Source organism: Sphingomonas montana, assembly GCF_001956315.1.
In the GTDB taxonomy this organism is placed as follows: domain Bacteria; phylum Pseudomonadota; class Alphaproteobacteria; order Sphingomonadales; family Sphingomonadaceae; genus Sphingomonas_R; species Sphingomonas_R montana.
The window spans coordinates 193,917-207,030 of record NZ_KV887144.1; the positions used below are offsets into that span (position 1 = coordinate 193,917).

At 66.2% G+C, this 13,114-nt stretch carries 12 protein-coding genes and 1 riboswitch; of the genes, 10 read left to right on the forward strand and 2 right to left on the reverse strand.

Annotated elements, in window-relative coordinates; all coding sequences use genetic code 11:
• The first annotated feature begins 37 nt into the window (after positions 1-37).
• From tsf to fabZ, 10 genes are all read left to right on the forward strand, one after another.
• Positions 38-979: a translation elongation factor Ts gene (tsf, locus tag BKY59_RS05645; protein WP_076069328.1), complete on the forward strand. Its 942-nt coding sequence runs from the start codon at positions 38-40 to the stop codon at positions 977-979.
• Positions 980-1,162: 183 nt separating this feature from the next.
• On the forward strand, positions 1,163-1,900 hold the full coding sequence (gene pyrH / locus BKY59_RS05650; protein WP_076069331.1) for a UMP kinase: 738 nt from the start codon (positions 1,163-1,165) through the stop codon (positions 1,898-1,900).
• Positions 1,887-2,444 (forward strand): ribosome recycling factor, encoded by a 558-nt coding sequence (gene frr, locus BKY59_RS05655; protein ID WP_076069334.1) that lies wholly within the window; start codon positions 1,887-1,889, stop codon positions 2,442-2,444. The genes pyrH and frr overlap by 14 nt, the downstream gene beginning before the upstream one ends.
• 26 nt (positions 2,445-2,470) lie before the next feature.
• Entirely contained in the window at positions 2,471-3,190 is a 720-nt protein-coding gene (locus BKY59_RS05660) for an isoprenyl transferase (RefSeq protein ID WP_076069755.1), read from the forward strand.
• An 85-nt stretch (positions 3,191-3,275) separates the two neighbouring features.
• Positions 3,276-3,998: a phosphatidate cytidylyltransferase gene (locus BKY59_RS05665; RefSeq protein WP_083671896.1), complete on the forward strand. Its 723-nt coding sequence runs from the start codon at positions 3,276-3,278 to the stop codon at positions 3,996-3,998.
• Entirely contained in the window at positions 3,995-5,155 is a 1,161-nt protein-coding gene (dxr, locus tag BKY59_RS05670; RefSeq protein WP_076069341.1) for a 1-deoxy-D-xylulose-5-phosphate reductoisomerase, read from the forward strand. Before BKY59_RS05665 ends, dxr begins: the two co-directional genes overlap by 4 nt.
• 16 nt (positions 5,156-5,171) lie before the next feature.
• The gene (locus BKY59_RS05675) at positions 5,172-6,305 is read left to right on the forward strand and encodes a M50 family metallopeptidase (RefSeq protein ID WP_076069343.1); all 1,134 of its coding nucleotides are present in this window, start codon (positions 5,172-5,174) and stop codon (positions 6,303-6,305) included.
• Positions 6,306-6,383: 78 nt separating this feature from the next.
• Entirely contained in the window at positions 6,384-9,065 is a 2,682-nt protein-coding gene (gene bamA / locus BKY59_RS05680) for an outer membrane protein assembly factor BamA (RefSeq protein ID WP_076069345.1), read from the forward strand.
• Positions 9,065-9,715, forward strand: coding sequence for an OmpH family outer membrane protein (locus tag BKY59_RS05685; protein ID WP_076069348.1), 651 nt, complete (start codon positions 9,065-9,067; stop codon positions 9,713-9,715). Before bamA ends, BKY59_RS05685 begins: the two co-directional genes overlap by 1 nt.
• Positions 9,716-9,726: 11 nt before the next feature.
• Positions 9,727-10,203, forward strand: a complete 477-nt coding sequence (fabZ, locus tag BKY59_RS05690; RefSeq protein ID WP_076069350.1) for a 3-hydroxyacyl-ACP dehydratase FabZ — start codon at positions 9,727-9,729, stop codon at positions 10,201-10,203.
• A gap of 156 nt (positions 10,204-10,359) precedes the next feature.
• Here the strand turns inward: fabZ and mobA are convergent, their stop codons facing one another.
• Together mobA and BKY59_RS05700 are read right to left on the reverse strand one after the other, a co-directional pair.
• On the reverse strand, positions 10,360-10,932 hold the full coding sequence (gene mobA / locus BKY59_RS05695) for a molybdenum cofactor guanylyltransferase (protein ID WP_076069353.1): 573 nt from the start codon (positions 10,930-10,932) through the stop codon (positions 10,360-10,362).
• A 20-nt stretch (positions 10,933-10,952) separates the two neighbouring features.
• Positions 10,953-12,827 carry a TonB-dependent receptor plug domain-containing protein gene (locus BKY59_RS05700; protein WP_076069356.1) on the reverse strand — a complete coding sequence of 625 codons (1,875 nt, stop codon included), beginning with the start codon at positions 12,825-12,827 and terminating at the stop codon, positions 10,953-10,955.
• A 95-nt stretch (positions 12,828-12,922) separates the two neighbouring features.
• Positions 12,923-13,080: riboswitch (cobalamin riboswitch) on the reverse strand.
• Between the last annotated feature and the right edge of the window lie 34 nt (positions 13,081-13,114).

Genomic DNA, 13,114 nt, shown 5'->3' on the forward strand with positions numbered 1-13,114 from the left:
ACATACGGCGCGCCTGACCCATTGAAAGGAACATGACATGGCGGACATTACCGCTGCGGCCGTGAAGGACCTGCGCGAACGCTCGGGCGCGGGCATGATGGATTGCAAGAAGGCGCTGACCGAAACCGGCGGCGACATGGAAGCTGCGGTCGACTGGCTGCGCACCAAGGGCCTCGCCACCGCCGCCAAGAAGTCCGGCCGCACTGCGGCAGAGGGCCTGATCGGCGTCGTGGTCGACGGCAAGAAGGGCGCTGCGGTCGAGGTCAATTCCGAGACCGATTTCGTGTCCAAGAACGAGCAGTTCCAGGATTTCGTCCGGACCGTGACCGGTCTTGCGCTGACCACCGGTGACGACATCGCCGCGCTGAAGGCGACCGCATACCCGTCGGGTGGCACGGTCGAGGAGAAGCTGACCGCGAACATCGCCACGATCGGCGAGAACCAGGCATTGCGCCGTGCGCGCACGGTCACCGTGACGCAGGGGGCCGTCGTCGCCTATGTCCACAACGCGGCCGCACCGGGCCTCGGCAAGATCGGCGTGCTGGTTGCGCTGGAAGGCGATGCCGACGTCGCCAAGATCGAGGCGCTGGGCAAGCAGATCGCGATGCACATCGCGGCGGCCTTCCCGCTGGCGCTGACCGCCGACGGCATCGATCCCGCCATCGTGGAACGCGAAGCCGCGATCGCGCGGGAGAAGAATGCCGACAAGATCGCCGGCAAGTCCGACGAGGTCGCTGCCCGCATCATCAACGGTCCGGTCGAGAAGTTCCGCCGCGACAATGCGTTGCTGACGCAGGCGTTCGTGATCGACGGCAAGACGCCGATCGGGGACGTTGTCGCACAGGCGGCCAAGGAAGCCGGCGGCACGATCGCGCTGACCGACTATGTCCGGTTCCAGCTGGGCGAAGGCATCGAGCGCGAGACGAGCGATTTCGCCGCCGAAGTCGCTGCGGCATCCGGCGTCGGCGCCAAGGGCTGATCCGACACGATGTGAGCAAGGGGGCGGGTGGGAAACCATCCGCCCTTTTTCTTGACCTGCGACTTTCGCGTGGAAGACATTCGGCCGTGCGTTCGTGTCAAGGCCGATCGACCGCTTGGCACCGGGTGCTGCACTGCCTAAGGTGCGCCACCCTTCATTCATGAATCGGAACCGTTGCCCGTAATGATACGTCCGCGCTTCAAACGCATCCTGCTGAAGCTGTCCGGCGAGGTCCTGATGGGCAACGGACAGTTCGGGATTGATCCGGATACGGTCGGCCGCGTTGCGGAGGAGATTTCCGGCGTCGCGCGCGAGCATGAGCTCTGCATCGTGGTGGGCGGCGGCAACATCTTCCGCGGGCTGGCCGGTTCGGCACGCGGCATGGATCGTACCAGCGCCGACTATATGGGCATGCTCGCGACCGTGATGAACGCGCTGGCCGTGCAGAGCGCGCTGGAACGGATCGGCGTCGATACCCGCGTCCAGTCCGCCATTCCGATGCCGACGGTGTGCGAACCGTTCATCCGCAGGCGTGCCGAACGGCATATGGAGAAGGGCCGGATCGTGATCTTCGCGGGCGGCACCGGCAACCCGTTCTTCACCACCGACAGCGCCGCCGCCTTGCGGGCAGCCGAAATGGGCTGCGATGCGCTGCTGAAGGGCACCTCCGTAGACGGCGTTTACGACGCCGACCCGAAGAAGGTGCCCACCGCGCGGCGTTACGAAAGCGTCAGTTTCAATCGTGTCCTGAGCGACGACCTGCGCGTCATGGACGCCAGTGCAGTGGCATTGTGCCGCGACAACAATATCCCGATCGTCGTCTTCAACATCCGCGAACGCGGCAACCTTGCCCGCGTGCTGGCGGGGGAAGGGGTCGCGACGATCGTCCGCAACGAGGAGAGTCCGCATGGCGGCGTATAACAAGTCCGATCTCGAACGGCGCATGGCCGGCAGCATCGATGCGCTGCATCATGACCTGCAGGGCCTGCGGACCGGTCGTGCATCCGTGTCGTTGCTCGATCCCGTGCAGATCGAGGTGTACGGCGCGCGCATGCCGATCAATCAGGTTGCGACCGTTTCGGTGCCGGAACCGCGGATGATCTCCGTGCAGGTATGGGACAAGACCAATGTCGGCCCGGTGGACAAGGCGATCCGTGCGGCGGGCCTGGGGCTGAACCCGATCGTCGATGGCCAGACCCTGCGCCTGCCGATCCCCGAACTGACCGAGGAACGGCGCAAGGAACTGGCCAAGCTCGCCAGCAAATATGCCGAGGGTGCCCGCATCGCCGCGCGCAACGTGCGCCGCGACGGCATGGACACGCTGAAGGCCGACGAGAAGAAGGGTGAGATCAGCGAGGACGAGCGCAAGCGCCATGAGGGCGACGTCCAGAAGCTGACCGACAAGACGATCGGCGACATTGACAGTCTGGCGTCGTCGAAGGAAAAGGAAATACTCGGGAAGTGAAGGGTGTCCCGGCCGTAGCGGAGCCCCTGTCCGGGCCGGTCGACGATCGGTCGGGCCGGTCCGGCCGTCCACGCCACGTCGCGATCATCATGGACGGCAACGGGCGCTGGGCCAAGAAGCGGCTGCTGCCGCGGATCGCCGGCCACCGGGCGGGAGCCGAGGCGTTGCGTCGCACGATCCGGGCCGCTGGTCAGCTGGGGATCGAGGTCCTGACGCTCTACGCCTTCTCGTCCGAGAACTGGCGCCGACCGGCCAGCGAGATCGCCGACCTGATGGGGCTGCTGCGCCATTATATCCGTGCCGAAATCGCGGAGATTGCCGAGGCTGGTATCCGGCTGCGGATCATCGGCGATTACCGGCGTTTCGAACCCGATGTGGTGACGCTGATCGATGATGCGGTGATGCGGACGGCCGGCAACAGCGGGACGACGCTGGTAATCGCGCTCAACTACGGCGCGCAGGACGAGATTGTCCGCGCCGTCCGGGCGATCGCCGCCGAGGGGCTGGATCCGGCTGCCATCGACGTGGACACGATCGGCGCAAGGCTCGATACCGCGGACCTGCCGCCGCTTGATCTGCTGATCCGCACGTCCGGCGAACGGCGGCTGTCAAACTTCCTGCTCTGGCAGGCGGCCTATGCCGAACTGCTGTTCGTCGACACGTTGTGGCCGGATTTCGATGCTGCGGCGCTGACCGCGGCGGTCAACGACTTCGTGACGCGCGAACGGCGGTACGGCGGCCTGTGACAGTCATTCCGTGGTAGTCGTTCCGGGCCAGACGCCCGCTCGGCGTCGATCCGATCTTGCGACCCGAGCGCTTGCCGGCGCGGCCATGATCCTGGTCGCGGTCGTCGCGCTGTGGCTGGGTGGAACGGCGTTCTGGCTGCTGTCCAGTGCAGCGGCGGCGCTGATGCTGGCGGAATGGGCCGGTCTGATGCGAAGTTCGTCGCGGCGGATCCTGCTGGCGCTGGCGCTGTTCGCCGGACCGATGCTGTTCCTGATGCCCGCGCTGGGCGGGCCGGGGCGCGATGCCGTCGCCTTGCTGGTCGCCGCGGCACTGCTCGTCATGGTCATCGGCAATTCCGGCCGGCTCGGGGTGGGGCTGCTCTATGCCGGCCTGCCCACGGCGGGGCTGATGTTCCTGCGCGATCAATCGAACGGCGTCGGCTGGACGCTGTGGACGCTGGCCGTGGTATGGGCGACCGATATCGGGGCGTATTTTGCAGGCCGGGCGATCGGCGGGCGCAAGCTGGCGCCGCGGCTCAGCCCGAACAAGACCTGGGCCGGGCTGTTCGGTGGAATGGCCGGTGCGCTCCTGGTCGGCGGGCTGATCGCCTGGATTACCGGGCTGCCGACCGCCTGTCTCCTGCTCGGCCCGCCGCTGGCGGTGCTGGCGCAGATCGGAGACCTATTCGAGAGCTGGCTCAAACGTCGCGCCGGGGTGAAGGACAGCGGGCGGCTGCTGCCGGGGCATGGCGGCGCGCTCGACCGGCTGGACGGTGTCGTGCCGGTCGCGGTGCTGGTGTCCGGGCTCGTCGCAGGTGGCGTGCTATGACGGTTCGGACGGTCACGGTCCTGGGGGCGACCGGGTCGGTCGGGCGATCGACGCTCGACCTGATCGAACGTACGCCCGATGCGTATAATGTCTTGGCACTGACCGCGCACCGCGATGTCGCGGGTCTGGCGGCGGCGGCGATCAGGACGGGTGCCGAACTGGCGGTGATTGCCGATCCGGATCAGGCGGGGGCTTTGGCGGCTGCACTGGCCGGGACGGGGATCACCTCTGCTGCCGGGCCGGATGCGGTACGCGATGCCGCGGCGCTGGGCGCGGACTGGACGATGGCGGCCATTGTCGGATGCGCCGGTCTGGTGCCCGTCATGGCCGCGATCGGCGCAGGCCGGACGGTGGCACTGGCCAACAAGGAAGCGCTCGTTTCCGCCGGCGACCTGATGATCCGCGCGACCGGGCGGAGCGGCGCAACGCTGCTGCCCGTCGACTCCGAGCATAATGCGATCTTCCAGTGCCTGGCGGGCAGCCGCATTGAACGGGTCCGCCGCATCCTGCTGACCGCGAGCGGCGGACCGTTCCGCACCGCGTCGCTGGACAGGATGCGGACCGTCACGCCGACGGAGGCCGTGCGCCATCCGAACTGGTCGATGGGCGCGAAGATCTCGATCGATTCGGCGACCATGATGAACAAGGGGCTCGAACTGATCGAGGCCCACCACCTGTTCCCGGTGGGGTCCGACCGGATCGAGATCGTCGTCCATCCACAATCGATCATCCATTCGATGGTCGAATATGTCGACGGATCCACGCTCGCGCAGCTGGGTATGCCGGACATGCGGACGCCGATCGCGCACGCGCTCGCCTGGCCCGACCGGATGGACGGACCGTCGGCACCGTTGGATTTCGCAACGCTCGGCCGGCTGGATTTCGAATCGCCCGATCCCGAACGATTCCCTGCGCTCCGGCTTGCCCGCGACGCGGTTACGGCCGGCGGCGGTCGGCCGGCGATCCTGAACGCGGCGAACGAGGTCGCGGTCTCGGCATTTCTCGCGTCGCGGATCGGTTTCCTCGACATTGCCGCAATCGTCGGCAAAGTGCTTGCACGCTATGACCCGCCGGTCCCGGTGGCGATTGACGACGTCCTGGCGATCGATGGCGAGGCGCGGCGGGTGGCCGCCATCGTGATGGCGGAAATGGCGTGATTAAGGAAATGGCGGCGTGATCGAAACCCCCGGTGTCGTGATGACGGTCCTGAGCTTTTTCCTCGTCATCGGGCCGCTCATCTTCATTCACGAAATGGGGCATTACCTTGCGGGTCGCGCGTTCGGGGTAAAGGCGGACGCTTTCTCGATCGGCTTCGGGCGCGAGCTGGTCGGCTGGACCGACACGCGCGGCACCCGCTGGCGCGTCGCCTGGCTGCCTCTGGGTGGCTATGTGAAGTTCGCGGGCGACATGAACCCGGCCAGCGTGCCGACCGCCGACTGGCTGGCATTGCCGCCCGAGGAGCGCGCACGCACCTTCCAGGCGAAACCCGTGTGGCAACGTTTCCTGATCGTGGCGGCCGGGCCGGCGATCAACTTCGCGCTCGCCATCCTGATCTTCATGTCGATCTTCGCCATCGTGGGCGAAGGGCGGACCCCGTCGACGGTCGCGGCGGTGATGCCGGGGTCGGCCGCGCAGCAGGCGGGGATCCGCGCGGGGGACCGGATCACAATGATCGCAGGGCAGGGTGTGTACCGGTTCGAGGACATCGGCGATATCGTCCGCCACCGGGCGGGCGAACCCGTGCGGCTCGACGTCTATCGCGGCCAGCAGAAACTGCACCTGACGGCGACACCGGCCACCGACCTGCAACGCGACCGGTTCGGCAACGAATTCCGGATTGGCATGCTGGGGATCGCAGCGGGGCGCCAGGTCACGGTGCCGCTGGCGTTCGCCGAACTGCCCGGTGCCGCGCTCCGTCAGACCGTGCTGATGACGCGGACGATGGTCGATACGCTGTGGCAGATCGTGTCCGGCCGGCGATCGGTCCGGGAACTGGGCGGACCGTTGCAGATCGCGCGCCTGTCCGGGCAGGTCGCGACGTTGGGCTGGCTGGATTTCGTCTACTTCATGGCCGCGATCTCCATTAATCTGGGATTCATGAACCTTCTTCCAATCCCCATGCTGGATGGCGGCCATCTGTTCTTCTACGCGATCGAAGCGGTGCGGCGGAAACCGCTTGCCCCGGTCGCGCAGGAATGGGCGTTCCGGTCCGGGCTTGTGCTGTTGTTGGGTTTCATGGTGTTCGTGACGGTCAATGATCTGGGCTCTTTCGGATTGTGGCGGCGGCTTGCCGGGTTGATCGGCTGATCCTGATAGGGCAGGGCAGCAACATGGCGTTACCTCGCGGGGGCAGGGGCGACACATCCTTATCGAGGGCGGGTTTGCGTGACGGTGATTAAGACCAATTTCGGACGACGGGCTGCGTCCGGGTTCCTGCTCGGCAGCATTCTGAGCGGGACCGCTTCGCTGGCCGGCGCGCAGACTGCGACCCCGGCCGGTCCGCGCGTGCCCCCCACCGTGCAGCCTACCCCCGGGGCCGCCGGCGCGACACCCGCCGCGGTCAGCCTGGCGCCGACCCGCATGATCCGGACGCTGACCGTCACGGGCGCGCAGCGGCTGGAGCCGGAGACGGTCCGGTCCTACGTCAAGCTGCGCGTGGGCGAGACCTATACGACCGAACAGCTCGATCAGGCGATCAAGGACCTGTATGCGACCCAGCTGTTTGCCGATGCGCAGATTGTCGGCGCCGAAACGGGCGATATCGTCCTGCAGGTGCGCGAAAATCCGGTCATCAACCGCATCGTGTTCGAAGGGAACAAGCGGCTGAAGGAAGACAAGATCCGGCCGGAGGTCAAGCTCGCCCCCCGGCAGATCTTCACGCGCGAGGCGGCGCGCGCCGACGTCGCGCGGATCATCGAACTCTATCGCCGCCAGGGGCGGTTCGCCGCCACGGTCGAACCCAAAATGGTGCAGCTCGACCAGAACCGCGTCGATGTGGTGTTCGAAATCACCGAAGGGGCCAAGTCCAAGGTCCGCCAGATCAACATTATCGGCAACGAGAAATTCTCGGACGGCGACCTGCGCGGTGAAATGGCGACCAAGCAGTCGCGTTTCTATCGCTTCTTCTCGTCGGGCGACAGCTACGACCCCGACAAGCTGTCGTACGACCAGCAGAAGATGCGGCAATTCTACCTGACCAACGGCTATGCGGATTTCCGCGTGGTGTCGGCAGTGGCGGAGCTGACGCCGGACAAGCGCGACTTCATCGTGACCTACGTCGTGGAGGAAGGGGATCGTTACAAGTTCGGCGATGTCGACCTGGAAAGCGACATCCGCGACGTGAAGGCGGATACGTTCCGCTACCTCGTGCCCATGAAGAAGGGCGACTGGTACAACGCCAAGCAGATCGAGGACACGGTCGACGCGATTACGGAGACCACCGGACTGCTGGGCTTCACCCCCGACGTCCGACCGGATTTCCGTCCGGACAAGGAGACGCTCACCATGAACGTCACCTTCAAGATCAACGACGCGCCGCGCGTCTATGTCGAGCGGGTCGACGTCAACGGGAACACGCTGACGCAGGACAAGGTCGTTCGCCGCGAGTTCCGGCTGGCGGAAGGCGACGCGTTCAACTCGTTCCGCGTCAAGCGTTCGCGCGACCGGATCCAGTCGCTCGGCTTCTTCCAGGACAAGTTCGAGATCGAACGCAAGCAGGGCTCCGCTCCGGACCGCGTCATTCTAGAAGCGAACGTCGTGGAGAAATCCACCGGCGAGCTGCAATTGTCGGCCGGCTATTCGAGCCTCGAGAAGTTCATCGTCGATCTGTCGATCACGCAGCGGAACTTCCGCGGCAAGGGGCAGGTGCTGCGTGCCAGCGGCAGCTACTCCACCTATTCGAAATCGGTAGAGCTCGGCTTTACCGAACCCTATCTGTTCGACCAGAATATCGCGGTCGGCGTGGACGTGTTCCGCCGCGACTTCAACTCGTTCAATTTCCAGAACAATAGCCGCAACACGACCTACCAGCAGACGACGACCGGGTTCCAGGTTCGTGCCGGCGTGCCGCTGACCGAATTCGTCCAGCTGGCGCTGCGCTACGGGTTGAGCCAGGACAATGTCACGCTCGACCGTGGGACCTTCTATACCGATCTGGATGGCAACGGTATCAGAGGCGAGCTTCCAGGAGACACGTGCGATCCGTTGCAGGCCGGGCGCTATCTCTGCGATGCATTGGGCAAGCGGATAACTTCGTCGGTCGGCTACTCGTTGGTTTACAGCACGCTCAACAACTCGATCCGCCCGACCGGCGGTCAGCGCGTCATCTTCTCGCAGGATTTTGCCGGGCTCGGCGGTAGCGTGAAATATATCAAGACTAAGATCGACGCCGATAAATATTGGGGGCTTGGCTCCGGCTTCGTTTTCTCACTGGGTCTCGAGGGTGGGTATATCTACTCCTACGACAAGAGCCGCGGCGAAGGCGTCGACAAGGTCCGGCTGGTCGATCGCTGGTTCCTGGGCCAGCCCCAGCTGCGCGGGTTCGACATCCGCGGCGTCGGGCCGCGGGTGCAGCGTATCCCGTATAACGCGGACGGTACGCTTAACACCACGATCGCACGCAACCAGATCCAGGATGATGCGATCGGCGGGCGGGTCTATTATCTGGGCCGTGCCGAACTGGAAATCCCGCTTGGCTCCGGCGCGCGCGATCTCGGCCTGCGCCCTTCGCTGTTCATGGATGCCGGTGCGGTCTTTGGCCTGACCCGGCCCAACCTGGTCGATACGCAGATCTGCGACGTACCTGCGGTCGGTACAACCCCGGCAAGGCAGCGCCTGGTCAACAGGTCCGCAGGCTGCCCGACCGGTTCGGCACCTGCCGCCGATCAGTCGGGTGCGTTCCGCGAAGTCTATCTCGGTAACAGTGCCAAGCCGCGGCTTTCCGTCGGTGCCGGCGTCAACTGGAATTCGCCGTTCGGTCCGTTCCGGATCGATGTCGCCCGTGCGCTCCTGAAGGAACCCGGCGACGATACGAAACTTTTCACTTTCAACGTAGGGACGCAGTTCTGATGACCAACCGTATGAAGACCATCGCGATCGGCATGGCACTGGCGACGACCCCGCTGCTTGCGACGCAGGCCACCGCCCAAGGGCTGGGTGTCGCGTCTGCGAACCTCGAAGGCGCGCTGGGTAACTCTGCCGCGCTGCGGGCCGCCGAGGCGCAGATCCAGGCGCAGTACAAGCCGCAGATCGACGCATTCAACGCGCGCCGCACCGCGATCAGCGGCGAACTCGACCCGATGGCACGCGAAATCCAGACGCTGCAGGCCAATACGGCAACCCCGCCCGCGACTTTGCAGGCGAAGGTCACCGCATATCGTGCCCGCGAGGCCGCCGCCCAGCGCGAGCTGCAGCCGCTCGCCGCGCCGTTCCAGCGTCCGCTGTCCTATGCGCAGGAACAGGTCGCGACGAAGCTTGACCAGGCATTGCGTGCCGCGATGGTCGCCAAGCGGATCGGCATCATCATCAACCCGCAGGCCGTCGTCGCCATCCAGCCGGCGGCGGACCTGACCGCCGACGTCACGACGCAGCTGAACGCACTGGTCAAGACCGTGGCGATCACCCCACCGGCCGGCTGGCAGCCGGGCCAGGGCGGCCAGGCCGCAGGTGCTGCACCTGCTGCCGCCGCCCCCGCCGCACGCCGTCCGCAGGGCCGGTGAACGACGCGTCCATGACGGACGGTCTGCAGACCGACGTCGCCATGGGCCCGCTGGATATCCGGCAGGTCATGGCGGCGTTGCCGCACCGATATCCGATGTTGCTGGTCGATCGGGTCGAATCGCTCATTCCGGGCAAGTCGATCCGTGCGATCAAGGCGGTGACGATCAACGAACCGTTCTTCCAGGGGCATTTTCCGGGTCGGCCGATCATGCCCGGCGTGCTCATCATCGAGGCGATGGCGCAGGCCGCCGGCGTACTTGCGGTCAAGTCGCTCGGGCTGGAGGGGACGGGTAAGCTCGTCTACTTCATGGCCATCGACGATGCGAAGTTCCGGGTGCCGGTCGAACCCGGTGTCCTGATGACGCTGGAGGTAGAATTCACCCAGATGCGGAAGTCGGCCAGCAAGTTCGCAGGCCGTGCACTGGTCGACGGCAAACTTGCCGCACAAGCGAGCTTCATGGCAATGATCGCCGATCCGCCAGCCTGATCCGCGTCTGATCCAAGACATGCGGCAGGCTTTCACCTGCCGTAGAATCCAGCAAAGTCAACGTGCTAGCCCGTTTAGTTTAAGTTTTTCGAGAATTTCGCAGTGGCGTCTCGGCAGATTTGGTCAGACGGGTGGCAGCTACGCTTGTCCCGGGCATTACATCAAGCCCGCGTTAGGTCCGGGAGGTGACAGGTTAGTCGCGCAGTGCGCACGCTCCAACGCCTCCAGATCCTCCACCCGGTTGATATTCGCTATTTCCGTGTCGAGCGTCACCCGCCGTGCGTCGGTCTCGGCGATCCAGGCCCGCATGGACCGGTCCGACGAAGTCGTCGCCCACGCAACCGCCCGGTCGGCGAGTGTCGCGCCCCATAGGCCGAGCAAGGGCTGACCGGCGACGACCGCAGGTGCGTCGCCCAGCCTGACCGCAAGGTCGCGCGGCAGGTCGGGCAGGTCGCAGCCGCTCGTCAGGACCCGATCGAACCCGTGGTCGCGGGCATGGCACAGCGCGCCGGCCAGACCACCGAGCGGGCCGAGGCCCGGTGCGGGCCGGTCCGCCACGCCCGGAAGGCCGGGCCAGTCCCGACCGATCACCACCACCGCCGCGCATTGCGATCCCAGCCGGTCCGCCACATGGGCCAGCAGCGGGCGTCCATCGAGCAGCGCCAGTGCCTTGTCGCTGCCGAACCGACGCCCGGCGCCACCCGCGAAGATCGCGCCGAGCGTCCTCATCGACCAAGCCTTCTCATTGATCAGTCGAAGCGCAACCGCACGCCGCCGAACACGGTCCGGCCCGGCGTCGCGTAACCGACCACGTCCTGATATTGCACATCGCCGATATTCTCCACGCGGCCGAACGCCTCGATCGCCGGAGCAATACGGTAACCGATCCTGGCGGACCCGAGAATATAGTCGTCCAGCAGGACGCGCTGCGCCGGGAACGCGTCGAAGTCGGTGTCGCGACGCCGGCCGACATAGCTTGCCGCGGCACCGAGGCTGACCGGACCGATCACATAGTCCGCGCTCAGCGTGGCGCCATGCTTGGGCCGCCGAACCTCGCGCAACTGCATGCCCGCCGCGACCTGCTGATCCTCCGCATCCAGATAGGTGTAGCTGGCATCGACACGAAGGCCGTCCAGCGGGCGAACCTGGCCCGACAGCTCGAAGCCGCAGCGGCGGCTACGCCCGGTTGCGTTGGCGGTTGACGACAGGAAGGTCAGATTGTCGAACGTCGACACGATCTCGTTGCGCAGGCGATTGTCGAACGCGGCCGCGGACAGGAAGAAGGTCGGGCGTTCCAGCCGGACGCCCGCCTCATAGCCGCGCGACCGTTCGGTCGTGACGTTTGGGTTGCCGACGAACGATCCGGGGAAGAACCCGTACAGATCGAAGAAGGTCGGCTGGGCAATCCCCTCGCCATAACCGCCAAAGACGGACAGCGCGGGCGTCAGTTTCAGCGCTGCATTGCCGCGGAACGTGGTGGCGTCCGCGAACCGGTTGAACTGGTCGCGCCGCACGGCGAAGTCGGTGGTGAGCAGCGTGCCCCAGGTCCCGCGCCATTCCCCGACGAAGGCGGTGCGGCCGCGCGTCCGGTTCTGGTTGGTCGCGCCGCCATATTGCTGGTCGTTCGACGCGAAACTCTCATCCTCGCGCTCGATCCGCCCGATCAGTTCGTGCGAGACCGTGCCGGTCATGAGCCGGCCGACCAGTTGTCCACCGGTGCGGAAACGATCGCCGATGGTCCGGTTCAGCGCGGTGTCGCCGTTGCGGTTGTGGTTGGTTGAGCGCAGATACTGCCCGTCGATCTGCACGGCGAACGGATCGGTCGGCTCAAGGCCGTAGCGTGCCCAGGCCCGGATCGCGCCGGTTTCGGTGCGCGATGAGTCCGCCGTGTCGGCGCGCAGGAAGGTGACCGGATCGGTCCCGTCAAATTCAGAGTCGGACTGGATGTAGCGACCGACGATGCCGATCTCGCCATTCTCGCCCGGCCGTGCCACGCCCTTCAGGCTTGCGGTGATATTCTCATATCCGTCGCGGTCGCCGGTGCCGCCGCCCAGGATGTCGATCCCGTCGTCGCGGAGGTAGCTGGCGGTCGCCGACACGCCGCCCTGATCCGTGCCGACCGCGGCCGCGACCGATCCGCGCGCGAAACCACGGCTGCCATATTCGCCGGTTGCCACGACGCGCGTACCGGCCAGCGGATCGGGCGTTTCGAGCGCCACGACGCCGCCCAGCGCTTCGGACCCGAACAGCGCGGATTGCGGCCCGCGGATGATTTCCACCCGGCCCAGGCCGTGGGTGATCAGCGTCTCGAACCGTGCCTCGTTGCCGGCGGCCGGATCGTTGAACGCGATACCATCGATGAACAGCAGCGTATGGTTGGCCTCCGCCCCGCGGACCCGGACCTGCGCCTGCGCGCCGCGGCCACCCGAGGTGGCAACCGACAGGCCGGGCGTCAGGCGCAGCAGATCGGTGACCAGCGGCAGGCCCTGCGCATCGATCGTCGCCTGGTCAATGACGGTGATCGATGCCGCGGTATCCCGCGCGGCGATGGGTTCAAGCGATGCGGTGATGACGATATCGGACGGCGCCGCGGCGGCGGCGGCGAGAAGAAACAGATTGAGCATGATGATCCTCGACGAGACGGTGACGTCGTCTCGGAGAGTCGGACCACCCGCATGGGACGTGCCGATCCACGCGCTGACGGCTGGACCCGGCCGGGCGCGGACGACGACCAGTGGCAGGTTCCTGGCTGACGCACGTCGCCGGGGCGACAGGCGAACACAGTTGCGGGCACAGCGCCGGTTTCGGACCGGCTTCCCTTTCAACCGTCCCCCCGGGATCGCTCCCGTGAACGGCACCTCTAGTCCCGGCGGCGGGTGCGTCAGGCCGGGCGGGTTGTCAAGCGGTACAG